Raw genomic sequence first — 25,467 nt, 5'->3', positions numbered from 1 at the left:
GTCAATGCTTATTTTAAGCGTTTTCCTCTTGCTTATCGACCCGGTTTGCATTCGCAGCGTCGTGTCGATGGAGGCGCATTATAGGGATCCCGTCTCGTTACACAACCCCTTTCTCGATCTTTTTTTCCGTTCGCGTATTTTTCAACCCTTTCGTTGAGATCTTGTCCGATCGAGGTTACTTTCAGCTTACGGTCACCGTCTATCCATCGATATTTTTGTCTACCGCTATATTAGCTATATTACGACGTCTGTTAATAAGGGGGTTTTAATGGGATCTGGAATCGTTCGCGGCTATAAAGGGTCGTTTCCTGTTATTGGTGAAAACGTCATGATTGACCCATCGAGCGTGGTCATAGGTAAAGTTACCCTCGGCGACGATGTCGGCATCTGGCCTCTGGTCGCGATCCGTGGCGATGTAAACTACATAGATATTGGCGCGAGAAGTAATATTCAGGACGGTTCCGTACTGCACATCACCCATAGTTCAGAAAAAAACCCGGCGGGCAATCCGTTAATCATCGGGGAAGATGTCACCGTGGGACATAAGGCCATGTTACACGGATGCACCATCGGCAATCGTGTGCTGGTCGGCATGGGATCCATCCTTCTTGATGGCGCCATTGTTGAAGATGACGTGATGATCGGCGCCGGTAGTCTTGTTGCTCCGGGAAAACGTCTGGAGAGCGGCTACCTGTATCTCGGCAGTCCGGCGAAAAAAATCCGCCCGCTGACGCCGGAAGAGATCGAAGGCCTTATATATTCCGCCGATAACTACGTGCGCTGGAAAAATGAATACCTCGATCAGAACAATGAAAAACAGCCCTGACTATCGTATTCATCATTCAGCACCATTTTTTCCATTACCTCTTCCAGATCCCAGCGATTCTCCCTGAACAGCGATAGCCACTGTTCAGGGGTGGCGCCGCCGTAGCGCTGCCGCATCTGTTGCGCGCTGATAAGGCAATCCTGCTGGAAACCGTTGACCAATACCGGAAAACGGATCGTTTGACGCTCATCGTCCCAGCTTTCACGATCCGGGAATTGAATCGCCTGATTCACCGCGCCAGCTCCCGCTTAAGCGTCTCAATCACCGGATTAACGTCCGGCATTACGTCATGCCAGAGTTTAAAGGCGTGCGCCGCCTGACCGACGAGCATGCCCAGACCGTCGGCGTATTTAACCGCGCCATGCTGTACGCACCATGCTAAAAACGGCGTCATCTCAGACAAATAAAACATGTCATAACAGCGCGTATCGGCAGCGATCAGTTCGGCGGGTATCGTGGGAACGCTGTCATATATCCCGGATGAAGTGGCATTGATCACCAGGTCAAAAGCCTGCCCTGATAATTGATCAAACCTCATCGCACGGATATCGCCGACGGAGCGGAAGAGTTGTACTAATCCATCAGCTCTGGAAAACGTCCTGTTCGTCAGAACGACCGAGCAGCCATAAGCCAGCAATGGCTGGATAACCCCACGCGCCGCGCCGCCCGCGCCAAGCAGTAAAACACGGTCCCCTGGCTTTACCAGCCCCAGCCGCTGTAGATCGCTTAATAAACCGATGCCGTCGGTATTATCGCCAAATAGACGTCCGTCGCTCAGTTTCTTTAAGGTATTAACGGCGCCGGCAAGCGATGCTCGTTCGCTGCGTTCATCCGCCACGCCAAAAGCCCGCTCTTTAAACGGCGCCGTGATATTCGCCCCGCTGGCTCCCTCGCTGAAATAACGATGCAACTCCGCTTCAAAATTATCCACCGGCGCCAGTATGCGCTGATAATTCAGCGCGATACCCGTCTGAGAAGCAAACAACTCATGTATACGCGGTGACTTACTGTGCGCAATTGGATTACCAAAAACAGCAAAAGACATTATCTCAGACACCCAACTCTCCAATCTCCAGGTTACCCCTGGCGCAACAGTTTACCGGTTAAAACATCTCTAATCTCGGAAGGGTTTACCCTTCCGCCTACCTGTCCGTGCAGAACGGGAAAATCAGCGCCAAACTGCTGATAGATTTCCTGCTCCGAACGACAAGGCGGCAGGCCGCTCAAATTGGCGCTGGTTGAAACCAGCGGCTTGCCATAACCGACACACAATTTTTTCACCAATGGATGCGCGCTGACCCGCACCGCCAGCGAGCTAAATTGCCCGGTCAGCCACGTTGGCGTGGTGGGCCTGGCCGGGATAACCCAGGTAACGGGCCCGGGCCAACTGGAAAACATGACGCTTTTTTGCGCGTCGGACAGGTCGCTATCGTCCACATACGGCGCCAGTTGCTGATAATCGGCGGCAATCAGAATCAGCCCCTTGCGCCACGAACGCTGTTTTAGCGCCAATAAGCGGTTTACCGCCGTTTCACTATCCGGATCGCACCCCAGGCCAAATACCGCTTCGGTGGGATAGGCGATGACTTCTTCGTGGCGCAGCGCCTGCAAGACGGGAATCAGTAAATCATCAGAGACATTATTCATTGTTATCAACTTCGGCCGTCGCCGGCTTTCCACATAATTTACTGGCGCAAAACAGTCTGACGCCCTTCTCCGTTTTCTTTTCGATAAGTAAAGGATAGCCGCAGTGGGGACACTCTCCGGCTACCGGTTTGTTATTAAGCGTAAACTGGCAGTCAGGGTAACGATCGCAGGCATGAAACACTTTGCCATAGCGCGACTTGCGCTGTAGCAGCGTTCCCTTACGACATTGCGGACAGCTCAACGCGGTTTCATCAGGGCGATCGATCACCTCCGTGTGATTACACTGCGGATAATTTTCACAGCCGATAAACATGCCGTAGCGCCCCTGCCTCAGCACCAACGTCGACTGACAGCGCGGGCAAAGCTGTCCATCCAGCACCTTGACCACGTGACCGTCCGCCTGCGCCTTTAGCGGACGAATAAATTCACATTCAGGGTAACGCGAGCAGCCAAGAAAAGGCCCGTGCCGGCCGGAACGGATAACCAGCGCTGACCCGCATTCCGGGCAAAGCTCTTGTTTTTTGTCGGCAAAAAGTACGGTTTTAGCCATTCCTTACCTATTACGCTCCAGGCTATTGCACATAACCGTCATTTTCCTCAAACAAAAGTTCTTCCATTTGCTGGTAAGCGTTCTCACATCCGGGGACATTGAAAAGCACCATCAGAATGACCCATTTAAGATCTTCCAGATCAAAATCTTGTGTATCAAGCGCCATCACCCGGTCGATCACCATCTCGCGCGTTTCCAGATTCAAGACCTGGATCTGTTCGAGAAATAATAAAAAACCACGGCACTCCGCATCAAGACGCAGCTCTTCATCCTGCGTATAGATGCGCATCGCCAGCGGATCGTGCGCCAGATTGAGCGGCGTGTTCTGCCCTTCCTGTATGTCAGCCAGTTTTTCCAGCCAATTCAGCGCGCTGTAGATATCATTACGATCAAATCCAGCGCGGGTGAGGTCATCAGTCAACGAATCCTGATCGACACGCATTTCAGTTTCATTGTGGATATATGTTTCAAACAAGTACATGAGTACGTCGAACATGGCCTGCCCTCCTTAATCGGACATAGCCGCCGGGTACTGCTGCGATCCATCCTGCTAACTCCAGTTCCAATAGTTTACCCACTATCTCTGGCACAGGTTGGCCGGCACGTTCAGCGACAACGTCAACGGGTGTAACCTCATCCCCTACGTTAGCCAACACATCAGCAAATGGCAATTCAACATCCTCTTCCACGGCAGAAATAGTTTGATCCGCCGCTGCAGGAAGCCATTGCAGCTCACTCATTAACTGTTCGACGATATTTTTAGGATGGGTGACAAGGTACGCGCCCTGTTGAATCAGCCAGTGCGTTCCCTGCGTCATCGGGTTGCCTAGCGGCCCCGGTAAGGCAAATACTTCCCGCCCCTGTTCCAACGCATAGCGGGCCGTCACCAGCGACCCGCTGCGCATGGATGCCTCCACCACCAATACGCCCAGACTCAACCCGCTGATAATACGATTTCTTCTTGGAAAGTTCGTCGGCAATGGCCGTGTCGCCAGCGGGAATTCGGACACCACTGCGCCGCCCAGCTCGAGAATACGCTCGGCAAGCCGGTGATGACGCCGGGGGTAGATATGAGCCAGCCCGCTGCCTAACACCGCGACCGTCTTTCCCCCGGCTTCCAGTGACGCCCGGTGTGCGATACCATCGATCCCGACCGCCAGCCCGCTGGTGATAGTCAGGTTATTTACCGCCAGTTCCTGCGCAAAGAACTGCCCCCACTGCTCGCCATAGGCGCTATTGCCGCGGCTGCCGACGATAGCGATTTGCGGCGATGCCAGTAAAGCGGGATCGCCGGCCACAAACAGCAACAGCGGAGGGGAACTGATATTGGCGAGCAAAAACGGGTATCTTTTATCAATGCAGGTCACTATGTGGCGATCGGGCTGCGACAGCCAGCACAGCGTTTCTGCCACTATTTTCCGATCAAAGCGTTGGAACTGTTCTGCCTGAACCTCAGTCATGCCCAGTGACATTAAAGCGCTTTTGCCGTAATCCCCCATGGCAATAAGCTCTTCGGCCATTGCTCCGGCCCGTCTGGCCCCCAGGTACCTCACTCCCATCAGGCGCAGCCAGATTTCCGTTGATAACATTGCGCGTCCCTTATTCCGCCGGTTCGGGTTGCCCCGGCAATTAACTGCCGATGCTGTCAATCGGTGCGAGAAATGTCTAGAATAGGGACAGATACTCTTTCACCACTCGGATACAGATCTAAATATATATGTCAGTTTTGCACGTATTACATTTTCCGGACGAGCGGCTTCGCATCAAGGCGCAGCCCGTAAAAGAAGTCAATGCGGACATTCAGCGTATCGTCGATGATATGTTCGATACCATGTATGAAGAAGAAGGCATTGGTCTGGCCGCCACCCAGGTGGATATTCATCAGCGTATTATTGTTATCGATGTTTCAGAGACCCGCGATCAGCGGCTGGTGCTGATTAATCCCGAGCTGCTTGAAAAAAGCGGCGATACCGGTATCGAAGAGGGATGTTTGTCGATCCCGGAAACCCGGGCGCTGGTGCCGCGCGCCGAACGCGTGAAAGTACGGGCGCTGGATCGGGAAGGCAATACCTTCGAACTGGAAGCTGAGGGCCTATTGGCGATTTGTATCCAGCATGAGATGGACCATCTGGTCGGGAAGTTGTTTATTGATTATCTTTCCTCTCTGAAACGCCAGAGAATCCGTCAAAAACTGGAAAAAATGGCCAGGCTAAACGGCCGGGATTAAGGGTTTATCTTCCTGACAGGAAACAACGTGTCTGATTCTTTACGCATTATCTTTGCCGGTACACCTGACTTCGCCGCGCGCCACCTGGAGGCGCTCCTCTCCTCCGAGCATCAGGTGGTGGGGGTTTTCACTCAGCCAGACCGGCCGGCCGGCCGGGGTAACAAGTTAACCGCCAGCCCGGTGAGAGCGCTGGCGGAACAGCACGATATTCCGGTGTATCAGCCCAAATCGCTGCGTCAGGCCGAAGGTCAGGAGATGGTGGAAGCCCTGCGGGCCGACGTCATGGTGGTGGTCGCTTACGGGCTGATTTTACCCCAGACGGTTCTGAATATGCCGCGCCTCGGCTGTATCAACGTGCACGGTTCTCTGCTGCCGCGCTGGCGCGGAGCCGCGCCGATTCAGCGCGCGCTGTGGGCGGGCGACCAAAGCACCGGCGTGACGATCATGCAGATGGACGCCGGGCTTGATACCGGCGCCATGCTGCACAAGATCGCCTGTCCGATTCTTGCCGACGATACCAGCGCCACGTTATACAGCAAGCTGGCGGAGCTTGGCCCCCGCGGACTACTGGAAACGCTGGCGCAGTTGGCTGACGGTAAGGCCGCGCCCGAAACTCAGGATGACGACCTGGCAACCTACGCGGAAAAGCTCAGCAAGGAAGAGGCCCGCCTCGACTGGCAACTTTCCGCGATACAGCTTGAGCGCTGCGTGCGGGCGTTCAATCCCTGGCCGGTAAGCTATTTTGTCGTCGACGAACAGCCGGTTAAGGTGTGGAAAAGCGCAGCGATCGTCAGGGATCATCACGCATTGCCCGGCACCATTTTGCACGCCGATAAAAACGGCATCCAGGTCGCCACGTCAGATGGCCTGCTCACCATTCTTGAGTTACAGCCGGCCGGTAAAAAAGTGATGAAGGTCCAGGATCTGCTTAACTCGCGGCGTGAATGGTTTACCCCCGGCAATGTTCTGGCCTAAACGCGGTTTAATACCGGCGATACCCGCCGGTATACCCTCTCTCTTACGTAGTCGCTAACAAATGAAAAGCTCATATAACCTTCGCAGTATTGCCGCTAAAGTGGTAGGGCAAGTAGTGGACCACGGACAATCGCTCAGCACCTTATTGCCCGCCTGTCAGCGAGATATCTCTGACAAGGATCGCGCGCTATTGCAGGAGCTTTGCTTTGGCGTTCTGCGTGCGTTGCCGCAGTTGGAATGGTTTATTCAGCAGTTGATGGCCAAGCCATTGACGGGTAAGCAGCGGCCGCTGCACTACCTGATTATGATCGGCATGTATCAACTGCTGTATACCCGCATCCCGGCTCACGCGGCGCTGGCGGAAACCGTGGAGGGCGCCATCGCCCTGAAACGCCCGCAGTTAAAGGGGCTGATTAACGGCGTGTTGCGGCAGTTTCAACGCCAGCAGGACGAGCTGCTGGCGCGCGCGGCGAATAATCCCGTACGCTATCTGCATCCGGGCTGGCTGCTGACCCGGATTAAAAACGCCTATCCCGACAACTGGCAGCAGATTGTCGACGCCAATAACCAGCGCCCACCGATGTGGCTGCGCGTCAACCGGCTGCATCATAGCCGCGAAGCGTACCTTGCCCTGCTTGAGCAGCAAGGCATCGAAGCGTTGCCCCATGCCGATTATCCCGACGCCATTCGTCTCGCCGTCCCCTGCGCCGTCAACCTGCTTCCAGGATTCGAGCAAGGCTGGGCAACGGTCCAGGATGCCTCGGCACAGGGCTGCGTATACTGGCTGGATCCGCAAAATGGCGAGACGATTCTCGATCTTTGCGCGGCGCCGGGAGGGAAAACCACCCATATTCTGGAAGCGGCGCCGCAATCGCACGTATTGGCGGTGGATATCGACGAGTCAAGGCTGAGCCGGATAAGAGAGAATTTACAGCGTCTGCAACTACATGCGGAAGTGGTTCTCGGCGACGGGCGTCAGCCCGAAAGCTGGAGCCAGGGCCGCATTTTCGACCGTATCCTGCTGGATGCGCCCTGCTCCGCGACGGGGGTGGTCCGCCGGCATCCGGATATTAAATGGTTGCGGCGCGACAGCGATATCGCCGAACTGGCGCTGTTGCAAAAAGAGATTCTGGAAGCCGTCTGGCCCTATCTCAAACCGGGCGGAACCTTGGTCTATGCCACCTGCTCAATCATGCCGGAAGAGAATCAGCAGCAGGTAGCTGGCTTCCTTGCGCGTCATGCCGATGCCGCGCTGGTCGGCACCGGCTCGCCGCAACGGCCCGGCATCCAGAAACTCCCCGGCCCGGATGACGGCGATGGTTTCTTCTACGCCAAGCTGGTAAAAAACTGATATTGCCTCCAGCATTGTCTAACGCCTTGCGGCAACAACACATACGGCAGAATTGATTATGAAGATTATTATTCTTGGCGCGGGTCAGGTAGGCGGCACGCTGGCGGAAAACCTGGCCGGTGAAAACAACGACATTACCGTTGTCGACACCGATACCACCCGTTTACGTCAGCTTCAGGATAAATTTGATCTGCGCGTGATCGCCGGCTATGCCTCCCACCCTCGGGTATTGCGCGAAGCGGGCGCGGAAGACGCGGATATGCTGGTTGCGGTCACCAATTCCGATGAAACCAATATGGTTGCCTGCCAGATCGCCTATTCGCTTTTCAATACGCCAAACCGTATCGCGCGCATCCGTGCGGCCGAGTATATCCGCGAATCCGAGCATCTTTTTCTGCCCGAAGCCGTGCCCATCGATCATTTAATCTCGCCTGAACAATTGGTTATCGACAATATTTACAAGCTGATTGAATATCCCGGCGCGCTTCAGGTCGTCAATTTCGCCCAGGGAAAAGTCAGCATTGCGGCGGTAAACGCCTACTATGGCGGCCCTTTGGTCGGTAACGCCCTGTCATCGATTCGTGAACATATACCGCATATAGAAACGCGCGTTGCCGCTATTTTCCGTCACGACCGCCCTATCCGCCCCCAGGGTTCTACCGTTATCGAAGCCGGAGATGAAGTCTTTTTTGTTGCCGCATCACAGAATATTCGCGCCGTGATGAGCGAACTGCAACGGCTGGAGAACCCCTATAAACGCATCATGATCGTGGGCGGGGGAAACGTTGGCGCCGGGCTGGCGCAGCGGTTGGAAAAAGATTACAGCATTAAACTGATAGAACATAACGCGGATCGAGCGGCCGAGCTTGCCGAGTTATTGCAGGATACCATCGTGTTTCACGGCGATGCCTCGGACCAGGAGCTGCTCGCTGAAGAGCATATCGAGCAGATTGATGTGTTTATCGCCATTACCAATGATGACGAAGCCAACATTATGTCGGCCATGTTGGCCAAGCGGATGGGGGCAAAGAAAGCCATGGTGCTGATTCAGCGCCGCGCTTACGTCGATTTGGTTCAGGGCAGCGTCATTGATGTCGCCATCTCTCCGCAGCAGGCGACCATCTCCGCGCTATTAAGCCACGTGCGTAAAGCGGATATCGTCAGCGTCTCCTCCCTGCGCAGGGGCGCGGCAGAAGCAATCGAAGCCATTGCCCACGGCGATGAAGACACCTCAAAAGTGGTCGGGCGCATGGTGGAGGATATAAAACTGCCGCCAGGCACCACGATTGGCGCGGTGGTGCGCGGCGATGACGTTATTATCGCCAACGACAATACCCGTATCGAACAGGGCGATCACATCATTATGTTTTTAACCGACAAGAAATTCGTGCCGGATGTGGAACGTTTATTCCAGCCAAGCCCGTTCTTCTTGTAATGAAAAAGAAGATAAGTTGTTTAACTATCACCAGGTTATATGGCAAATATAAAACTATTTGTTAAAATTAATTTATCTTTTTATCAAGGAGAGTGGTTATGAGTATTATTAAAGAATTCCGCGAATTTGCCATGCGGGGAAACGTTGTCGATCTGGCGGTCGGTGTGATTATCGGCGCCGCCTTCGGTAAAATCGTTTCGTCGCTGGTATCCGATATTATAATGCCTCCTCTGGGACTGCTTATCGGCGGCGTGGATTTCAAACAATTCAGTCTGGTTTTACGTGATGCCCAAGGCGACATACCCGCGGTAATTATGAACTACGGCGTTTTTATTCAGAATATTTTTGATTTCGTCATTGTCGCATTCGCTATTTTCATGGCGATTAAACTGATGAACAAAATGCGCCGCAAACAGGAAGATGCGCCGGCCGCACCGCCTAAACCCAGCGCCGAAGAGACATTATTGACGGAAATACGCGACCTGCTGAAAAATCAGCAACAGCCTAAATTGTAAATCCTTTAACCAGTCCGTTGTGCAACGGCGTCTTCAGCCAAGAAAACAAAAAGGCCAGCGGTAAAGAATCATTTGATTGCTTACCGCTGGCCTCCCAGTTTCCCTTCTTCGCATGTTTGTCTTTTCTACGGTAACTCCCTTTTCCCTTGCTGTTCACCTCAATCCGTTGACGGAATAGCGGGTCGTGCAGCAATGCTTCCACGGCATTGTCCTGAATTTTACCCCGTTTATGACGATAGCCGGTCATAGATACCTCTCATGATGTGCATATAAATAGAACGCGTGTGAGTATAGAGGAGAATCTGGCGGTGGTACAGATGAGGTAGGGGAACTTACCGAGAATCAAAAACCTGTTTTAACGATGCGGAGTACTCCGCGTGTAAAAAGTCGGTATTGACGCCCCGCTGCTGCAGGCGTAGCTCAAGCAGGCGAAAGCGGCGTGAAAGCGCTTCATATTCCGGAGACTGGTGAGAAATATTTTCCAGCAGATCGGATAACTGCAGCGCCTCTTTACGCTCTTCAAGTTCCAACGGCAAACAGCCGGCATTTTTCAGCAGCCGGTAGGCGACCCGAAGCTCGGGCGGTACGCCGCTGTCATCGTCAAGCGACAAGGGCTGGCCGCTACCCGGTAAATTGTCAAACTGCCCCTGCTGCAGGGCAAGCGCGATATGGCGTTCCGCCAGTTCGTCAATTAACCACATCATTCCCCCAAAAGCCGCGTACGCTTAAAGGTTAGCCGAATTCAAGGCATAAAAAAACCGGGTTTCCCCGGTTTTTTTATGCTCTTACAGATTACTCCGCAGTAGCAACTTCTTCTGTCTGAGAAGCTGAACGATCAACGAGCTCGATGTATGCCATCGGCGCATTGTCGCCTGCACGGAAGCCACACTTCAGAATACGAGTGTAACCACCGGCACGGCTCGCGAAACGCGGGCCCAGTTCATTAAACAGTTTTGCCACGATCTCGTTATCACGAGTGCGGGCGAATGCCAGACGACGATTAGCAACGCTGTCGGTCTTGGCAAGAGTAATCAGCGGTTCAACAACACGACGCAGCTCTTTCGCTTTCGGCAGGGTCGTCTTGATAATCTCATGACGAACCAAAGAACTAGCCATGTTACGGAACATAGCCTGACGATGGCTGCTGTTACGGTTCAGTTGACGACCACTCTTACGATGGCGCATGACCTTATCCTTCTCAGTAAAACCTTAACCTGCGATCTGGTTACTCATCAGCAATGCTTGCCGGCGGCCAGTTTTCCAGGCGCATGCCCAGAGACAGACCACGGGAAGCCAGTACGTCTTTAATCTCGGTAAGAGATTTTTTACCCAGGTTAGGCGTTTTCAACAGCTCAACCTCGGTACGCTGTACCAGATCACCGATGTAGTGGATAGCTTCTGCCTTAAGGCAGTTAGCAGAGCGGACAGTCAATTCCAGATCGTCAACAGGGCGCAGCAGGATCGGATCGAACTCTGGTTTTTCTTCTTTAACTTCCGGTTGACGCACGTCACGCAGGTCAACAAAAGCTTCAAGTTGTTCAGCCAGAATGGTTGCCGCACGGCGGATCGCCTCTTCAGGATCGATCGTACCGTTGGTTTCCATTTCGATGACCAGCTTGTCCAGGTCGGTACGCTGTTCTACGCGTGCCGCTTCAACATTGTAGGCAATACGCTCTACAGGGCTGTAGCAAGCATCGACTAACAGGCGACCAATCGGGCGCTCATCTTCTTCCGTATGAATACGGGCAGATGCCGGCACATAACCACGACCACGCTGAACTTTGATACGCATGCTGATAGCGGCGTTTTCATCGGTCAGGTGGCAGATCAAGTGCTGCGGCTTGACGATTTCGACATCACCATCATGGACGATGTCGGCTGCAGTCACAGGGCCAATGCCAGATTTATTCAGGGTAAGAATAACTTCATCTTTGCCTTGAACTCTCACCGCCAGCCCTTTCAGGTTGAGCAGGATTTCCAGGATGTCTTCCTGTACGCCTTCTTTGGTGCTGTACTCATGCAGTACACCATCAATCTCAACCTCGGTCACCGCGCAACCTGGCATGGATGAAAGCAGAATACGGCGCAGTGCGTTGCCAAGAGTATGGCCGAAGCCACGCTCTAATGGCTCAAGGGTCACCTTGGCGTGCGTCGAACTGACTTGCTCGATATCAACCAGGCGCGGTTTTAGAAACTCTGTCACAGAACCCTGCATTGTGTCCTCTCTTTGGTACTAAGCTTTACTTGGAGTAAAGCTCGACGATCAGGTGTTCATTAATGTCCGCAGACAGATCGGTACGTTCAGGAATACGTTTGAACACACCTTCCATCTTGGCAGCATCAACTTCCAGCCAAGTTGGCTTTTCACGCTGTTCAGCCAGCTCCAGAGCGGCCTTAACGCGAGATTGCTTTTTCGCTTTCTCACGGATGCTGACTACGTCATTCGGGGATACCTGATAAGAAGCGATGCTAACAACGCGACCGTTTACCATGATAGCCTTGTGGCTAACCAACTGACGCGATTCAGCACGAGTGGCGCCGAAGCCCATACGGTAAACAACGTTGTCCAGACGACCTTCCAGCAGCTGTAACAGGTTCTCACCCGTGTTGCCTTTCAGACGAGCGGCTTCTTTATAATAGTTACGGAACTGGCGTTCCAGAACACCATAAATACGGCGAACTTTTTGCTTTTCACGCAACTGCACACCATAGTCAGACAGACGCGGTTTACGCGCACCGTGCTGGCCAGGAGCTTGTTCAATCTTACACTTGGAATCGATCGCACGAACACCAGACTTCAGGAACAGGTCGGTGCCTTCACGACGGCTCAGCTTGAGCTTAGGACCCAAATATCTTGCCATTTTCTTTCTCCAACAATCCTAAAAGCGGCGTTATACGCGGCGCTTTTTCGGCGGACGACAACCGTTATGGGGGATCGGAGTCACATCAGTAATATTAGTGATGCGGAAACCAGCCGCGTTCAATGCGCGGATAGTAGACTCACGGCCCGGACCAGGTCCTTTAACCATAACTTCCAAGTTCTTGATACCGTACTCTTTCACTGCTTCAGCACAGCGCTCAGCTGCAACCTGAGCGGCGAACGGAGTGGATTTACGAGAACCACGGAAACCGGAACCACCGGCAGTTGCCCAACCCAGCGCATTACCCTGACGATCGGTAATAGTAACGATGGTGTTGTTGAAAGAAGCATGGACATGAGCCACACCGTCAGAGACTTGCTTTCTTACACGCTTACGTGTACGAATAGGTGCCTTTGCCATTATTCAATCACCCCGATTATTTCTTGATCGGTTTGCGCGGACCCTTACGGGTACGGGCGTTAGTCTTGGTACGCTGACCGCGAACCGGAAGACCACGACGATGACGCAAACCACGATAAGTACCAAGGTCCATAAGACGCTTAATGCTCAGGGTAACTTCACGACGCAGGTCACCTTCAACAACAAACTTGGCAACTTCGTCACGCAGCTTATCGATTTGCTCTTCAGACAGCTCACTGATCTTAACATTTTCAGCAATACCCGAAGCAGCGCAGATGGCCTGCGAACGAGTTTTACCGACACCGTAGATCGCCGTTAATGCGATAACGGTATGCTTATGATCAGGAATGTTAATGCCTGCTATACGGGCCACTATGCACTCCTACAATTTTATACGGCAATACCATTCTGAAAAGCCCGTTTTCAGGATACTCAAATAGTATTGCGGCTACATACAAAAGATTGGCTGGCTAATCTAGCCAGCTCAACCCAACTTTGCAAGAAAAATATGCGAGATAATCAGCCTTGACGCTGTTTATGCTTCGGCTCGGCACTGCAGATCACACGAACGACACCGTTACGCTTAACAATCTTACAGTTACGACATAATTTCTTGACGGAAGCACGAACTTTCATTTTTACTCTCCGTAACTTCTCAAACGCACCTGATTAACGGTTATAGCCTTTCAGGTTTGCTTTCTTCAATGCAGACTCGTACTGACTCGACATCATCAGAGTTTGCACTTGAGCCATAAAGTCCATGATGACCACAACAACGATCAATAATGACGTGCCGCCGAAATAGAAAGGCACTTTCATTGCATCACGCATGAACTCCGGGATCAGGCAGATGAAAGTAATGTACATCGCACCTACCAGGGTAAGGCGGGTCATTACTTTATCGATGTATTTCGCCGTTTGCTCTCCCGGACGAATTCCTGGCACGAATGCACCGGACTTCTTCAGGTTATCTGCTGTTTCACGCGGATTGAAAACCAACGCAGTGTAGAAGAAACAGAAGAAGATGATTGCAGACGCATAGAGTAACACATAAAGCGGTTGTCCAGGCTGCAAATACAGCGAAATCGTAGTCAGCCAGTTCCAACCGGTACCGCCCCCGAACCAGGATGCAATCGTGGCCGGAAACAGAATAATGCTGGATGCGAAGATAGCCGGGATAACCCCCGCCATATTCACTTTCAGCGGTAAATGCGTACTCTGTGCTGCATAAACGCGACGACCTTGTTGACGCTTGGCATAGTTGACGACGATACGCCGTTGACCACGCTCCATGAAAACAACGAAGAAGGTTACTGCAAACACTAAAACTGCAACCAACAGCAACAGGAGGAAGTGCAGGTCGCCTTGCCGCGCTTGCTCGATGGTATGGCCAATGGCCGGCGGCAGCCCCGCAACGATACCAGCGAAGATTATGATCGAAATACCGTTGCCGATACCACGTTCCGTAATCTGTTCACCCAGCCACATCAGGAACATGGTTCCCGTAACCAGGCTTACAACAGCGGTAAAGTAGAAGGCAAAGCCCGGATTTAACACCAGGCCCTGCATCCCAGGCATATTCGGCAGACCGGTAGCAATACCGATCGACTGGAATATGGCCAATACCAGAGTACCGTAACGGGTGTACTGGCTAATCTTGCGACGGCCAGCCTCCCCTTCTTTCTTTATTTCCGCCAGCGTGGGATGAACCACGGTCAGCAGCTGGATAATAATCGATGCCGAAATATACGGCATGATACCCAGGGCAAAGATAGAAGCACGGCTGAGCGCACCACCAGAGAACATGTTGAACATTTCAATGATGGTGCCTCGCTGCTGTTCAAGCAATTTGGCAAGCACAGTGGCATCAATACCAGGAATCGGAATAAAAGAGCCAATACGGAAAACAATCAGCGCACCGATAACAAACAATAGTCTGCGCTTCAGTTCGCCTACTCCGCCTTTAGCACTTTGAAAATCTAATCCTGGTTGTTTGGCCATCTGCTACTTATTCCTCAATTTTACCGCCAGCAGTTTCGATAGCAGCACGAGCACCTTTAGTGACACGCAGACCACGAATCGTTACCGGACGAGCAACTTCACCAGACAGAATCACTTTCGCGAATTCGATCTGAATGCCAATCACATTAGCGGCTTTCAGCGTATTCAGGTCAACGACGTCGCCTTCTACTTTGGCCAGATCGGACAGACGAACTTCTGCCGTGATCATAGCTTTGCGAGAAGTGAAACCGAACTTCGGCAGACGACGGTATAAAGGCATCTGACCGCCTTCAAAACCACGACGCACGCCACCGCCAGAACGAGACTTCTGACCCTTGTGACCGCGACCGCCGGTTTTGCCCAGGCCAGAACCGATACCACGACCTAAACGCTTCGGCGCGTGCTTTGCGCCTTCGGCCGGAGACAGAGTATTCAAGCGCATCTGTTACTCCTCCACTTTAACCATATAGGAAACCGCGTTGACCATACCGCGAACCGCAGGAGTATCCTCACGTTCAACGGTGTGACCAATACGACGCAGACCCAGGCCAAGCAGCGTTGCCTTATGTTTCGGCAGACGACCGATTGCACTACGGGTTTGAGTTATTTTAATAGTCTTTGCCATGGTTAATTACCCCAGAATTTCTTCAACGGATTTACCACGCTTGGCAGCGACCATTTCCGGGGACTTCATATTCGCCAGACCATCAATCGTTGCACGAACCACGTTAATCGGGTTGGTGGAACCATAGGCCTTGGCCAATACGTTGTGTACCCCTGCGACTTCCAGAACGGCGCGCATTGCACCGCCGGCAATAATACCGGTACCTTCGGAAGCCGGCTGCATGAACACACGAGAGCCCGTGTGAGCACCTTTAACCGGGTGCTGCAGGGTGCCGTTGTTCAGCGCGACGTTCATCATATTGCGACGGGCTTTTTCCATCGCTTTCTGGATCGCTGCCGGAACTTCGCGTGCTTTTCCGTAGCCAAAACCAACGCGACCGTTGCCATCACCCACTACAGTCAGTGCGGTGAAGCTGAAAATACGGCCACCTTTAACGGTTTTAGATACGCGATTTACCGCGATCAGCTTTTCCTGCAGTTCGCCAGCTTGTTTCTCGATGTGAGCCATCTTACACCTCTACCTTAGAACTGAAGGCCAGCTTCACGGGCAGCATCTGCCAGTGCCTGGACTCGACCATGATATTGGAAACCGGAACGGTCAAAGGATACGTCTTTAATCCCTTTTTCCAATGCGCGTTCGGCAATAGCTTTACCTACTGCGATAGCTGCATCTTTGTTGCCGGTATACTTCAGTTGCTCAGCGATAGCTTTTTCTACAGTAGAAGCGGCTACCAGGACTTCAGAACCGTTCGGTGCGATGACCTGCGCATAAATATGGCGTGGGGTACGATGTACCACCAAACGCGTCGCACCCAGTTCCTGGAGCTTGCGGCGTGCGCGGGTCGCACGACGGATACGAGCTGCTTTCTTATCCATAGTGTTACCTTACTTCTTCTTAGCCTCTTTGGTACGCACGACTTCGTCGGCGTAACGGACACCCTTGCCTTTGTAAGGCTCAGGACGACGGTAGGCGCGTATTTCCGCAGCGACCTGACCAATAACCTGCTTATCAGCACCTTTCAGTACGATTTCAGTCTGGCTGGGGCACTCTGCGGTAATACCTGCCGGCAGCGCGTGGTCAACCGGATGAGAGAACCCAAGAGACAGGTTCACTACGTTGCCTTTTACGGCAGCACGATAACCAACACCGACCAGCTGCAGCTTCTTGGTGAAGCCTTCGGTAACACCGACAACCATTGAGTTCAGCAGCGCACGAGTGGTGCCCGCCTGGGCCCATCCGTCAACGAAACCTTCGCGCGGGGCGAAAGTCAGAGCGTTGTCAGCCTGTTTAACTTCAACAGCGTCATGGATCTTACGACTCAGCTCGCCGTTTTTACCCTTAATCGAAATATCCTGACCGTTGAGTTTTACCTCTACGCCGGCAGGAATGACGACGGGTGCTTTTGCAACACGAGACATTCTTTCCTCCCGATTAAGCTACGTAGCAGATAATCTCGCCACCAAGACCAGCCTGGCGAGCTGCACGATCAGTCATAACACCTTTAGAGGTAGAAACAACCGCGATACCTAAACCCGCCATTACTTTCGGCAGCTCATCTTTTTTCTTATAGATGCGCAGACTGGGGCGGCTGATACGCTGAATGCTTTCTACCACGGCCTTGCCCTGGAAATACTTCAAAGTGATTTCCAGTTCAGGCTTGGCGTCGCCTTCGATTTTAAAATCTTCAATGTAGCCTTCTTCCTTCAGCACGTTGGCAATTGCCACTTTCAGCTTGGAGGAAGGCATGGTGACCGCAACTTTGTTCGCGGCTTGACCGTTACGGATACGGGTCAGCATATCCGCGATCGGATCTTGCATGCTCATCTGTCTTTACTCCCGTGATTCAATTGGTGACAATTACCAGCTAGCCTTTTTCAGACCCGGAATTTCACCGCGCATAGCGGCTTCACGGACCTTGATACGGCTCAACCCGAACTTCCGCAGGAAAGCATGCGGACGACCAGTTTGACGGCAGCGGTTACGCTGACGAGACGGGCTGGAATCACGCGGCAGAGTCTGCAGCTTAAGAACTGCATCCCAACGTTCTTCGTCGGAAGAGTTCACGCTGGAGATAATAGCTTTTAATTCCTCGCGTTTAGCGCGGTATTTATCAGCCAGTTTCACGCGAACGACTTCGCGTGCTTTCATGGATTGCTTAGCCATTAGTAACCCTACCTTACTTGCGGAATGGGAAGTTAAAGGCGGCCAACAGCGCACGGCCTTCATCATCGGATTTCGCAGTGGTGGTAATGGTAATATCCAAACCACGAACGCGATCGACCTTGTCATAGTCGATTTCCGGGAAGATGATCTGCTCACGCACACCCATGCTGTAGTTACCACGGCCGTCGAATGACTTGGCGGACAGGCCGCGGAAGTCACGGATACGCGGTACAGCAATGGAAATCAGTCGCTCAAGGAACTCCCACATGCGTTCGCCACGCAGAGTTACTTTACAGCCGATCGGATAGCCCTGACGGATTTTGAAGCCTGCAACAGATTTGCGAGCTTTGGTGATCAACGGTTTTTGACCGGAGATTGCTGCCAGATCGGCTGCTGCGTTATCCAGCAGTTTCTTGTCAGCGATCGCTTCACCAACACCCATATTCAGGGTGATCTTCTCGACCCGAGGGACTTGCATGACAGAATTGTAGTTAAACTCGGTCATGAGTTTTTTAACTACTTCGTCTTTGTAGTAATCATGCAGTTTCGCCATCGTACTACTCCAAATTACTTGATAGTTTCGCTGTTAGACTTGAAGAAACGGACTTTTTTGCCGTCTTCGAATCTAAAGCCTACACGGTCAGCCTTACCAGTTGCCGCATTGAAGATCGCAAGGTTGGAAACCTGAATAGCAGCTTCTTTTTCAACGATGCCGCCTGGTTGGTTCAGGGCCGGAACCGGCTTCTGATGTTTTTTAACCAGGTTGATACCTTCAACAATGACCTTACTAGCAGACAGGACATTTTTTACTTTACCGCGCTTACCTTTATCTTTGCCGGTCAGCACGATAACTTCGTCATCACGACGGATTTTCGCTGCCATGATTCGCTCCTTAGAGTACTTCTGGTGCCAGAGAGATAATTTTCATGAACTTCTCATTACGCAGTTCACGAGTTACCGGCCCAAAAATACGCGTACCGATAGGCTGTTCGCTGTTATTGTTCAGAATAACGCAAGCATTTCCATCGAAGCGAATGACAGAACCGTCCGGGCGACGAACACCCTTCTTGGTGCGCACCACTACCGCCTTCAGTACATCGCCTTTCTTCACCTTACCGCGAGGAATTGCTTCCTTGATGGTAATTTTGATGATATCGCCGACGCCTGCGTAGCGACGGTGCGAGCCACCTAGAACCTTGATACACATTACGCGACGTGCACCGGAGTTATCGGCCACATTCAGCATAGTCTGTTCTTGGATCATTTTAGTGCTCCGCTAATGTCAACTACTACTTTAGGACCCATCACAGGCCATTAAAATGCCCCAAATTAAGGGCGCAGCATTATAACACCGCTTCCTTCATATGGGTAGAAAAAATAAACGGCCCAGTTACTGAGCCGTTTATCATAACGAGAAGAGCGCTACTGTATTACAGAATCGCTTTCTCTACAACGCGAACAAGCGTCCAAGACTTGGTTTTGGACAGCGGACGGCATTCGCGGATTTCAACCACGTCGCCAGTTCCGCATTCATTGTTCTCGTCATGTACGTGCAGCTTGGTCGTACGTTTAATGAACTTACCGTAAAGCGGATGTTTCACGAAACGTTCGATGGCGACGACGATGGATTTCTCCATTTTGTCGCTAACGACGCGGCCTTGCAGAGTACGGATTTTATCGGTCATTACGCACCCGCCTTCTCAGTCAGTAAAGTCTTAACACGTGCAACATTACGACGCACTTGTTTCAACAGGTGAGTTTGTTGCAGCTGGCCACTTGCCGCCTGCATGCGCAGATTGAATTGTTCGCGCAGCAGTTCGAGCAGCTCGGTGTTCAGCTCTTCAACGCTCTTTTCACGCAGCTCTTGTGCTTTCATTACATCACCGTCTTAGTTACAAAGGTGGTTTTAATCGGCAGTTTCGCTGCTGCCAGTTGGAATGCCTCACGGGCCAACTCTTCCGGCACACCGTCCATTTCGTACAGGACTTTACCTGGCTGAATCAGGGCAACCCAATACTCTACGTTACCTTTACCTTTACCCATACGCACTTCAAGCGGTTTTTCGGTGATCGGTTTGTCCGGGAATACACGGATCCAGATCTTACCTTGACGCTTAACGGCGCGGGTCATGGCACGACGTGCAGCTTCGATTTGACGAGCGGTCAGGCGACCGCGGCCAACAGCTTTCAGACCGAAAGTGCCGAAGCTAACATCCGTTCCTACAGCCAGGCCACGGTTGCGGCCTTTGTGCATCTTACGGAATTTTGTACGCTTTGGTTGTAACATCAGCGACTCTCCTTACTTGCGGCCTTTACGCTGCTGCTTTTTAGGTTGAGCAGCCGGTTTTTCCGGTTGTTCAACGGCAGCCATACCACCCAGGATCTCACCTTTGAAGATCCACACTTTCACACCGATAACACCATAAGTGGTGTGCGCTTCGGAAGTGTTGTAATCGATATCCGCACGCAGCGTGTGCAACGGAACACGACCTTCACGGTACCATTCGGTACGCGCGATTTCAGCACCGCCCAGGCGGCCGCTTACTTCAACTTTGATACCCTTGGCGCCCAGACGCATGGCGTTCTGTACCGCACGCTTCATAGCACGACGGAACATCACGCGACGTTCCAGCTGAGAAGTGATGCTGTCAGCAACCAGTTTTGCGTCCAGTTCGGGCTTACGAACTTCTGCGATATTGATCTGTGCAGGTACGCCAGCGATATCCGCTACGACTTTGCGCAGTTTTTCAACATCTTCACCTTTTTTACCGATAACGATACCCGGGCGAGCGGTGTGAATGGTCACACGGATGCTTTTAGCCGGACGTTCGATAACGATACGAGAAACGGAAGCCTTCTCCAGTTCCTTCGTCAGGTATTTACGAACTTTAAAGTCGCTGTCCAGGTTGTCAGCGAATTCTTTGGTATTCGCATACCAGGTAGAGTTCCAGGGTTTGACAATACCCAGTCGAATACCATTAGGATGTACTTTCTGACCCATTGCTAGTCTCCAGAGTCTCAGCGATCGGACACAACCACAGTGATGTGGCTGGTACGCTTCAGGATGCGATCCGCACGACCTTTGGCACGCGGCATAATGCGCTTCATGCTTGGGCCTTCGTCAACGAAGATTTTCGCAACTTTCAGATCATCAATGTCAGCGCCATCGTTGTGCTCTGCATTAGCAATGGCAGACTCCAGCACTTTTTTAACCAGACCAGCAGCTTTCTTGTTGGTGTAGGTCAGAACTTCCAGAGCTTGCGACACTTTCTTACCGCGAATCAGGTCAGCCACCAGGCGAACCTTTTGAGCAGAAGAACGAGCGTGGCGATGTTGAGCAATAGTTTCCATCTCTTCCTCCTACCTTAGCGCTTCTTGGCCTTTTTATCGGCCGCATGGCCGCGATAAGTACGAGTCGGCGCGAATTCACCCAGTTTGTGACCGACCATTTCATCGGAAACAAACACCGGAACGTGCTGACGACCATTATGGACAGCGATGGTCAAACCGATCATGTTTGGAAAGATCGTTGAACGACGGGACCAAGTGCGCAAAGGCTTCTTGTCACCGCTTTCCACCGCTTTCTCTACCTTCTTCAGCAAGTGCAGGTCAATAAATGGACCTTTCTTGAGAGAACGTGGCATGGTTTATCCTCTAAAATTATTTAGTACGGCGACGTACGATGAACTTATCAGTACGCTTGTTGCTGCGGGTCTTCTTACCTTTGGTCTGTACGCCCCACGGGGATACCGGGTGCTTACCAAAGTTACGACCTTCACCACCACCGTGCGGGTGGTCTACCGGGTTCATCGCCGTACCGCGAACGGTCGGGCGAACACCACGCCAGCGAGCAGCACCTGCTTTACCCAGAACGCGCAGCATATGCTCCGCATTGCCCACTTCGCCCAGCGTCGCGCGGCAGTCGGATTCGACTTTACGCATTTCGCCGGAACGCAGACGCAGGGTCACGTAAGATCCGTCACGGGCAACGATCTGAACGTAGGCACCGGCGGAGCGAGCCAGCTGGCCGCCTTTGCCTGGTTTCAATTCTACGTTGTGAACCGTTGAACCGACCGGGATGTTACGCATCGGCAAGGTGTTGCCGGTTTTGATTGCAGCATCAACGCCAGATTGGATCTGGTCACCTGCTTTAAGGCCTTTCGGCGCCAGGATGTAACGGCGTTCGCCGTCTTTGTACAGAACCAGCGCGATATTCGCGGAACGGTTCGGATCATACTCCAGACGCTCAACAACAGCAGGAATACCATCTTTGTTGCGTTTAAAGTCAACCAGACGATATTGCTGTTTATGACCACCACCGATGTGACGGGTAGTGATGCGGCCATTGTTGTTACGGCCACCGGATTTGCTGTTCTTTTCCAGCAACGGGGCATAAGGTTTGCCCTTGTGCAGCTCAGGGTTAACCACTTTAACAACGTGGCGACGACCCGGAGATGTCGGTTTACATTTAACAATTGCCATTGTTCTTTACTCCTCCGACTTACTCTGCGCCGCCGATGAAGTCCAGATTCTGGCCTTCTTTCAGGGTGACGTAAGCTTTTTTCCAGTCGCTACGACGACCGATACGCTGTCCATGACGTTTCACTTTTCCTTTAACTACCAGGGTGCGAACATCATTGACTTCGACTTCAAACAGTTTCTGCACGGCGGCTTTGATTTCTGCTTTGGTCGCGTCTTTAGCAACTTTGAGTACGATGGTGTTGTTCTTTTCCATCGCTGTAGACGCTTTTTCAGAAACGTGCGGCGCGCGCAAAACTTTCAGCAGACGTTCTTCACGGATCATGCGAGCATCTCCTCAACTTGCTTAACAGCTTCAGCAGTCATGACGACTTTGTCGAAGGCGATCAAGCTAACTGGATCGATACCGGCGACATCACGCACGTCAACCTTGTACAGGTTACGCGCAGCCAGGAACAGATTTTCATCCAGTTCACCGGTGATGATCAGTACGTCTTCCAGCGCCATGTCTTTCAGTTTCTGCGCCAGCAACTTGGTTTTCGGTGCTTCGACAGAGAACTTCTCGACAACGATCAAACGATCTTGACGTACCAGTTCGGACAGAATGCTTTTCAGCGCGCCGCGGTACATCTTTTTGTTAACTTTCTGACTGTGATCCTGAGGCTTGGCTGCGAAAGTCACGCCACCGGAACGCCAGATCGGGCTCTTCACAGTACCTGAACGCGCACGGCCGGTACCTTTCTGACGCCACGGTTTTTTACCGGAACCAGTTACTTCAGCACGGGTCTTCTGAGCGCGAGTACCTTGACGGGCACCTGCTGCGTAAGCAACAACAACCTGGTGTACCAGCGCTTCGTTGAAATCACGACCGAAGGTAGTTTCGGAAACAGTCAGCGCGCTTTGCGCGTCTTTCAATACTAATTCCATTGCTATCTCCTCACGCCTTCACAGCTGGTTTAACGATCAGGTCGCTACCGGTTGCACCCGGAACAGCACCCTTAACCAGCAGCAGGTTGCGCTCAGCGTCAACACGCACTACATCCAGGCTCTGAACGGTTACGCGTTCGTTACCCAGTTGGCCTGCCATTTTCTTGCCTTTGAACACTTTGCCCGGAGTCTGGTTCTGACCTATGGAACCCGGAACGCGGTGAGACAAGGAGTTACCGTGGGTCGCATCCTGGGTACGGAAGTTCCAGCGCTTAACCGTGCCGGCAAAACCTTTACCTTTGGATGTACCAGTAACGTCTACTTTTTTAACGTCAGCGAAAATTTCAACACTGATGCTCTGACCTACGGTGAACTCTTCGCCTTCTGCAAGACGGAATTCACGCAGGGTACGGCCGGCTTCTACGCCAGCTTTAGCAAAGTGACCTGCTTCTGGTTTGGTAACGCGGTTTGCTTTTTTAGCACCGGTAGTCACCTGCACAGCGCGGTAACCGTCGTTAGCCAGGTCTTTAACCTGAGTCACGCGGTTTGCTTCAATTTCGATAACGGTTACGGGGATAGATACGCCATCTTCAGTGAAGATACGGGTCATACCCACTTTTTTACCGACTAAACCAATCATTGTTTCAACCTCTCAATCGCTCAATGACCCTGATTAACCCAGGCTGATCTGCACGTCTACACCAGCAGCCAGATCCAGACGCATCAGAGCATCAACGGTTTTCTCGGTTGGCTCAACGATGTCAACCAGACGCTTGTGAGTGCGAATCTCGTACTGATCGCGCGCATCTTTATTGACGTGCGGAGAAATCAGAACGGTGAAGCGCTCTTTGCGGGTCGGCAGCGGGATCGGACCGCGGACTTGCGCACCAGTGCGCTTGGCAGTCTCGACGATTTCCGCAGTTGATTGATCGATCAGACGATGATCAAACGCTTTCAGGCGGATACGGATTCTTTGGTTCTGCATGAGACCAGAGCTCCAATTATTTATAAACGTAAATAATTACTCCTCACACCCATTTCGATTGATGGGGGAGTGTAATCGTTAGTACATAACCCCCATATCGGGAGTATTGTTTCGGCCAATCAACCACCTTGGCCGCTGATTTAGTATAAATCAGACCTACCTTAGATTCGGTAAGCTCGCGCATTATACGCAAATTGGCTCAGGAAGCAACATGCAGGGTGAAATGATTTAGAATGACGGCCGGAACGTAGCGCTATCTCCGGCCGTAGAACGGCGAGGCTTAAAGAGGGCTATTGCGCTTCTCTAAGCTGGCTTTGCAGGTAGTTTTGTATGCCGAGGCGGGAGACCAGATCCAGCTCGGTCTCCAGCCAGTCGATATGCCCTTCCTCATCGGCCAGAATTTCTATCAACAGATCCCTGCTGACATAATCCTGCACGGAATCCGCGTAGGCAATCGCCTCGCGCAGGTCCTGGGCGCCGTCCAGCTCGAGTTGCAGGTCGGAACGCAAGATCTCCTCGACGTCTTCGCCGATATTCAGCTTGCCCAAATCCTGCAGATTGGGAATGCCTTCGAGAAACAGGATTCGTTCGATATAGCGATCGGCGTGCTTCATTTCGTCAATAGACTCATGATACTCGTGATCGTTGAGACGGGTCAGCCCCCAGTTTTTAAACATTCGGGCATGCAGAAAATATTGGTTGATCGCGACCAGCTCATTGCCCAATAACTTGTTCAGATACGTAATGACTTTTTTATCGCCTTTCATGACATGCTCCTCCGCTCCGGTTCATACAGTGTAGAACCGCTACGCAAAGAGAGCCAAAAAACTTCCGGGAGAAGTTTTTGACGTCGCATCCAGCGACGCCCCGTAAGGGGGGTGGCCAGGGATGGCGCGCCACAAATAAAAGCCTTACATTTTATGCTACTTCATACATATCAGGGACTTTGGCTTGTTCATCCTCAAGAATCACCCTAGCCTGGCGAATACATTTGCCGCATTCCGTTCCGATGGGAACCAATTTTCGCAACTGCTGCATAGACTGGGGCTGGTACTGACGCACCGCGTTACGGATCGCTTTATCGGAGATAGCATTACACAAACAGACATACATACCGGAGTATCTCATCTTTGTGGCGGCCGTCCTGTCCACCCACTTAGGGTCGCCGCCAGCGGCGCGTTAAATCACGCCATGTGATTTTTTAACTGAAGCAGAGTGTAAATGGGAATGGTTTTTATTTCAATTCACATTTATCAAATAAACCATAAAAAAAGGCACCGAAGTGCCTTTTTTTCATGCAGAAGTTTATCAGCGATTAAGCGATAACTTTAGCAACAACGCCCGCGCCTACGGTACGGCCGCCTTCACGGATGGCGAAACGCAGACCGTCGTCCATCGCGATCGGGGCAATCAGGTTTACCACCATCTTGATGTTGTCGCCCGGCATAACCATTTCCACGCCTTCCGGCAGTTCGATGGTG

At 52.1% G+C, this 25,467-nt stretch carries 45 protein-coding genes; 6 read left to right on the top strand and 39 right to left on the bottom strand.

Annotation, left to right across the window (positions count from 1 at the left end):
* Positions 1-268 precede the first annotated feature (268 nt).
* Positions 269-826 (top strand): gamma carbonic anhydrase family protein, encoded by a 558-nt coding sequence (locus tag DDT56_RS23190; RefSeq protein ID WP_136168711.1) that lies wholly within the window; start codon positions 269-271, stop codon positions 824-826.
* On the opposite strand, the gene DDT56_RS23185 is transcribed toward DDT56_RS23190, so the two are convergent.
* The 6 genes from DDT56_RS23185 to dprA are packed head-to-tail and all read right to left on the bottom strand — an operon-like array spanning position 802 to position 4,612.
* The gene (locus tag DDT56_RS23185; RefSeq protein ID WP_136168710.1) at positions 802-1,059 is read right to left on the bottom strand and encodes a DUF1488 family protein; all 258 of its coding nucleotides are present in this window, start codon (positions 1,057-1,059) and stop codon (positions 802-804) included. The genes DDT56_RS23190 and DDT56_RS23185 overlap by 25 nt on opposite strands.
* Complete coding sequence (gene aroE / locus DDT56_RS23180) at positions 1,056-1,883, bottom strand: shikimate dehydrogenase (RefSeq protein WP_136168709.1); 828 nt, start codon at positions 1,881-1,883, stop codon at positions 1,056-1,058. Before aroE ends, DDT56_RS23185 begins: the two co-directional genes overlap by 4 nt.
* A 20-nt stretch (positions 1,884-1,903) precedes the next feature.
* The gene (gene tsaC, locus DDT56_RS23175; protein WP_136168708.1) at positions 1,904-2,473 is read right to left on the bottom strand and encodes an L-threonylcarbamoyladenylate synthase type 1 TsaC; all 570 of its coding nucleotides are present in this window, start codon (positions 2,471-2,473) and stop codon (positions 1,904-1,906) included.
* Complete coding sequence (locus tag DDT56_RS23170) at positions 2,466-3,023, bottom strand: DNA topoisomerase family protein (RefSeq protein ID WP_136168707.1); 558 nt, start codon at positions 3,021-3,023, stop codon at positions 2,466-2,468. Before DDT56_RS23170 ends, tsaC begins: the two co-directional genes overlap by 8 nt.
* A gap of 22 nt (positions 3,024-3,045) precedes the next feature.
* A complete protein-coding gene (locus tag DDT56_RS23165) occupies positions 3,046-3,519 on the bottom strand; it encodes a DUF494 family protein (protein WP_136168706.1) in 474 nt (157 codons plus the stop codon).
* Positions 3,491-4,612, bottom strand: a complete 1,122-nt coding sequence (gene dprA, locus DDT56_RS23160; RefSeq protein ID WP_136168705.1) for a DNA-protecting protein DprA — start codon at positions 4,610-4,612, stop codon at positions 3,491-3,493. Before dprA ends, DDT56_RS23165 begins: the two co-directional genes overlap by 29 nt.
* A gap of 128 nt (positions 4,613-4,740) precedes the next feature.
* On the opposite strand from dprA, the gene def reads away from it, so the two are divergent.
* The 5 genes from def to mscL all read left to right on the top strand — a co-directional run bounded on the left by def (position 4,741) and on the right by mscL (position 9,526).
* Entirely contained in the window at positions 4,741-5,250 is a 510-nt protein-coding gene (def, locus tag DDT56_RS23155; protein WP_136168704.1) for a peptide deformylase, read from the top strand.
* Positions 5,251-5,277: 27 nt separating this feature from the next.
* Positions 5,278-6,225 carry a methionyl-tRNA formyltransferase gene (fmt, locus tag DDT56_RS23150; protein ID WP_136168703.1) on the top strand — a complete coding sequence of 316 codons (948 nt, stop codon included), beginning with the start codon at positions 5,278-5,280 and terminating at the stop codon, positions 6,223-6,225.
* A 61-nt stretch (positions 6,226-6,286) separates the two neighbouring features.
* Positions 6,287-7,576 carry a 16S rRNA (cytosine(967)-C(5))-methyltransferase RsmB gene (gene rsmB, locus DDT56_RS23145; RefSeq protein ID WP_136168702.1) on the top strand — a complete coding sequence of 430 codons (1,290 nt, stop codon included), beginning with the start codon at positions 6,287-6,289 and terminating at the stop codon, positions 7,574-7,576.
* A gap of 58 nt (positions 7,577-7,634) precedes the next feature.
* The gene (gene trkA / locus DDT56_RS23140) at positions 7,635-9,011 is read left to right on the top strand and encodes a Trk system potassium transporter TrkA (RefSeq protein ID WP_136168701.1); all 1,377 of its coding nucleotides are present in this window, start codon (positions 7,635-7,637) and stop codon (positions 9,009-9,011) included.
* A gap of 98 nt (positions 9,012-9,109) precedes the next feature.
* Positions 9,110-9,526, top strand: coding sequence for a large-conductance mechanosensitive channel protein MscL (mscL, locus tag DDT56_RS23135; RefSeq protein WP_136168700.1), 417 nt, complete (start codon positions 9,110-9,112; stop codon positions 9,524-9,526).
* Here mscL and DDT56_RS23130 read toward each other — a convergent pair.
* The 33 genes from DDT56_RS23130 to DDT56_RS22970 all read right to left on the bottom strand — a co-directional run.
* Positions 9,516-9,773, bottom strand: a complete 258-nt coding sequence (locus DDT56_RS23130; protein ID WP_136168699.1) for an alternative ribosome-rescue factor A — start codon at positions 9,771-9,773, stop codon at positions 9,516-9,518. The genes mscL and DDT56_RS23130 overlap by 11 nt on opposite strands.
* 85 nt (positions 9,774-9,858) lie before the next feature.
* Positions 9,859-10,227 (bottom strand): DnaJ family domain-containing protein, encoded by a 369-nt coding sequence (locus DDT56_RS23125; protein WP_136168712.1) that lies wholly within the window; start codon positions 10,225-10,227, stop codon positions 9,859-9,861.
* Between the two features lie 91 nt (positions 10,228-10,318).
* Complete coding sequence (rplQ, locus tag DDT56_RS23120; RefSeq protein ID WP_009111220.1) at positions 10,319-10,711, bottom strand: 50S ribosomal protein L17; 393 nt, start codon at positions 10,709-10,711, stop codon at positions 10,319-10,321.
* Between the two features lie 40 nt (positions 10,712-10,751).
* The gene (locus DDT56_RS23115) at positions 10,752-11,741 is read right to left on the bottom strand and encodes a DNA-directed RNA polymerase subunit alpha (RefSeq protein WP_048637257.1); all 990 of its coding nucleotides are present in this window, start codon (positions 11,739-11,741) and stop codon (positions 10,752-10,754) included.
* A 25-nt stretch (positions 11,742-11,766) separates the two neighbouring features.
* Positions 11,767-12,387 (bottom strand): 30S ribosomal protein S4, encoded by a 621-nt coding sequence (gene rpsD / locus DDT56_RS23110; protein WP_136168698.1) that lies wholly within the window; start codon positions 12,385-12,387, stop codon positions 11,767-11,769.
* Between the two features lie 30 nt (positions 12,388-12,417).
* Complete coding sequence (rpsK, locus tag DDT56_RS23105) at positions 12,418-12,807, bottom strand: 30S ribosomal protein S11 (RefSeq protein ID WP_121576367.1); 390 nt, start codon at positions 12,805-12,807, stop codon at positions 12,418-12,420.
* A gap of 16 nt (positions 12,808-12,823) precedes the next feature.
* On the bottom strand, positions 12,824-13,180 hold the full coding sequence (gene rpsM, locus DDT56_RS23100; protein ID WP_009111217.1) for a 30S ribosomal protein S13: 357 nt from the start codon (positions 13,178-13,180) through the stop codon (positions 12,824-12,826).
* Positions 13,181-13,326: 146 nt separating this feature from the next.
* Positions 13,327-13,443, bottom strand: coding sequence for a 50S ribosomal protein L36 (rpmJ, locus tag DDT56_RS23095; protein WP_002227352.1), 117 nt, complete (start codon positions 13,441-13,443; stop codon positions 13,327-13,329).
* Positions 13,444-13,476: 33 nt separating this feature from the next.
* Positions 13,477-14,808 (bottom strand): preprotein translocase subunit SecY, encoded by a 1,332-nt coding sequence (gene secY, locus DDT56_RS23090; protein WP_009111216.1) that lies wholly within the window; start codon positions 14,806-14,808, stop codon positions 13,477-13,479.
* 7 nt (positions 14,809-14,815) lie between these two features.
* Complete coding sequence (gene rplO, locus DDT56_RS23085; protein ID WP_009111215.1) at positions 14,816-15,250, bottom strand: 50S ribosomal protein L15; 435 nt, start codon at positions 15,248-15,250, stop codon at positions 14,816-14,818.
* Positions 15,251-15,253: 3 nt separating this feature from the next.
* Positions 15,254-15,433, bottom strand: a complete 180-nt coding sequence (rpmD, locus tag DDT56_RS23080) for a 50S ribosomal protein L30 (RefSeq protein ID WP_004846568.1) — start codon at positions 15,431-15,433, stop codon at positions 15,254-15,256.
* A 6-nt stretch (positions 15,434-15,439) separates the two neighbouring features.
* Positions 15,440-15,940 carry a 30S ribosomal protein S5 gene (rpsE, locus tag DDT56_RS23075; protein ID WP_005970257.1) on the bottom strand — a complete coding sequence of 167 codons (501 nt, stop codon included), beginning with the start codon at positions 15,938-15,940 and terminating at the stop codon, positions 15,440-15,442.
* Between the two features lie 14 nt (positions 15,941-15,954).
* Entirely contained in the window at positions 15,955-16,308 is a 354-nt protein-coding gene (gene rplR, locus DDT56_RS23070; protein WP_009111214.1) for a 50S ribosomal protein L18, read from the bottom strand.
* Between the two features lie 9 nt (positions 16,309-16,317).
* On the bottom strand, positions 16,318-16,851 hold the full coding sequence (gene rplF, locus DDT56_RS23065; protein ID WP_136168697.1) for a 50S ribosomal protein L6: 534 nt from the start codon (positions 16,849-16,851) through the stop codon (positions 16,318-16,320).
* Between the two features lie 13 nt (positions 16,852-16,864).
* Entirely contained in the window at positions 16,865-17,257 is a 393-nt protein-coding gene (rpsH, locus tag DDT56_RS23060; RefSeq protein ID WP_136168696.1) for a 30S ribosomal protein S8, read from the bottom strand.
* Positions 17,258-17,290: 33 nt separating this feature from the next.
* A complete protein-coding gene (gene rpsN / locus DDT56_RS23055; RefSeq protein WP_009111211.1) occupies positions 17,291-17,596 on the bottom strand; it encodes a 30S ribosomal protein S14 in 306 nt (101 codons plus the stop codon).
* Between the two features lie 13 nt (positions 17,597-17,609).
* Positions 17,610-18,149, bottom strand: a complete 540-nt coding sequence (gene rplE / locus DDT56_RS23050) for a 50S ribosomal protein L5 (protein WP_005970265.1) — start codon at positions 18,147-18,149, stop codon at positions 17,610-17,612.
* 14 nt (positions 18,150-18,163) lie between these two features.
* Positions 18,164-18,478: a 50S ribosomal protein L24 gene (rplX, locus tag DDT56_RS23045; RefSeq protein ID WP_005970267.1), complete on the bottom strand. Its 315-nt coding sequence runs from the start codon at positions 18,476-18,478 to the stop codon at positions 18,164-18,166.
* Positions 18,479-18,488: 10 nt separating this feature from the next.
* Positions 18,489-18,860 (bottom strand): 50S ribosomal protein L14, encoded by a 372-nt coding sequence (gene rplN, locus DDT56_RS23040; RefSeq protein ID WP_000613954.1) that lies wholly within the window; start codon positions 18,858-18,860, stop codon positions 18,489-18,491.
* Positions 18,861-19,026: 166 nt separating this feature from the next.
* The gene (gene rpsQ / locus DDT56_RS23035; protein ID WP_009111210.1) at positions 19,027-19,281 is read right to left on the bottom strand and encodes a 30S ribosomal protein S17; all 255 of its coding nucleotides are present in this window, start codon (positions 19,279-19,281) and stop codon (positions 19,027-19,029) included.
* Positions 19,281-19,472 (bottom strand): 50S ribosomal protein L29, encoded by a 192-nt coding sequence (rpmC, locus tag DDT56_RS23030; protein WP_048637248.1) that lies wholly within the window; start codon positions 19,470-19,472, stop codon positions 19,281-19,283. Before rpmC ends, rpsQ begins: the two co-directional genes overlap by 1 nt.
* Positions 19,472-19,882: a 50S ribosomal protein L16 gene (gene rplP, locus DDT56_RS23025; protein ID WP_136168695.1), complete on the bottom strand. Its 411-nt coding sequence runs from the start codon at positions 19,880-19,882 to the stop codon at positions 19,472-19,474. The genes rpmC and rplP overlap by 1 nt, the downstream gene beginning before the upstream one ends.
* Positions 19,883-19,894: 12 nt before the next feature.
* Complete coding sequence (rpsC, locus tag DDT56_RS23020) at positions 19,895-20,596, bottom strand: 30S ribosomal protein S3 (RefSeq protein WP_005970274.1); 702 nt, start codon at positions 20,594-20,596, stop codon at positions 19,895-19,897.
* 17 nt (positions 20,597-20,613) lie between these two features.
* Positions 20,614-20,946, bottom strand: a complete 333-nt coding sequence (gene rplV, locus DDT56_RS23015; RefSeq protein ID WP_009111207.1) for a 50S ribosomal protein L22 — start codon at positions 20,944-20,946, stop codon at positions 20,614-20,616.
* Between the two features lie 14 nt (positions 20,947-20,960).
* Positions 20,961-21,239 (bottom strand): 30S ribosomal protein S19, encoded by a 279-nt coding sequence (gene rpsS / locus DDT56_RS23010; RefSeq protein ID WP_004929772.1) that lies wholly within the window; start codon positions 21,237-21,239, stop codon positions 20,961-20,963.
* Positions 21,240-21,255: 16 nt separating this feature from the next.
* Positions 21,256-22,077 (bottom strand): 50S ribosomal protein L2, encoded by an 822-nt coding sequence (gene rplB / locus DDT56_RS23005; protein WP_136168694.1) that lies wholly within the window; start codon positions 22,075-22,077, stop codon positions 21,256-21,258.
* Between the two features lie 19 nt (positions 22,078-22,096).
* Positions 22,097-22,399 carry a 50S ribosomal protein L23 gene (gene rplW / locus DDT56_RS23000; RefSeq protein ID WP_009111205.1) on the bottom strand — a complete coding sequence of 101 codons (303 nt, stop codon included), beginning with the start codon at positions 22,397-22,399 and terminating at the stop codon, positions 22,097-22,099.
* Positions 22,396-23,001, bottom strand: a complete 606-nt coding sequence (gene rplD / locus DDT56_RS22995) for a 50S ribosomal protein L4 (RefSeq protein ID WP_136168693.1) — start codon at positions 22,999-23,001, stop codon at positions 22,396-22,398. The genes rplW and rplD overlap by 4 nt, the downstream gene beginning before the upstream one ends.
* 10 nt (positions 23,002-23,011) lie before the next feature.
* Complete coding sequence (rplC, locus tag DDT56_RS22990) at positions 23,012-23,641, bottom strand: 50S ribosomal protein L3 (protein ID WP_136168692.1); 630 nt, start codon at positions 23,639-23,641, stop codon at positions 23,012-23,014.
* 33 nt (positions 23,642-23,674) lie between these two features.
* On the bottom strand, positions 23,675-23,986 hold the full coding sequence (gene rpsJ / locus DDT56_RS22985) for a 30S ribosomal protein S10 (RefSeq protein WP_001181005.1): 312 nt from the start codon (positions 23,984-23,986) through the stop codon (positions 23,675-23,677).
* A 290-nt stretch (positions 23,987-24,276) separates the two neighbouring features.
* Entirely contained in the window at positions 24,277-24,753 is a 477-nt protein-coding gene (bfr, locus tag DDT56_RS22980) for a bacterioferritin (protein WP_136168691.1), read from the bottom strand.
* Positions 24,754-24,904: 151 nt separating this feature from the next.
* On the bottom strand, positions 24,905-25,099 hold the full coding sequence (gene bfd, locus DDT56_RS22975) for a bacterioferritin-associated ferredoxin (RefSeq protein WP_009111201.1): 195 nt from the start codon (positions 25,097-25,099) through the stop codon (positions 24,905-24,907).
* 202 nt (positions 25,100-25,301) lie between these two features.
* A partial coding sequence (locus DDT56_RS22970; protein WP_470287762.1) for an EF-Tu C-terminal domain-related protein occupies positions 25,302-25,467 on the bottom strand: 166 nt, incomplete at its 5' end.

This window comes from Brenneria corticis, from assembly GCF_003115855.1.
GTDB classification, from domain to species: Bacteria; Pseudomonadota; Gammaproteobacteria; order Enterobacterales; family Enterobacteriaceae; genus Brenneria; species Brenneria corticis.
The sequence above is the reverse complement of the archived record's forward strand: the minus strand, read 5'-3'. Positions and strand labels throughout refer to the sequence as shown.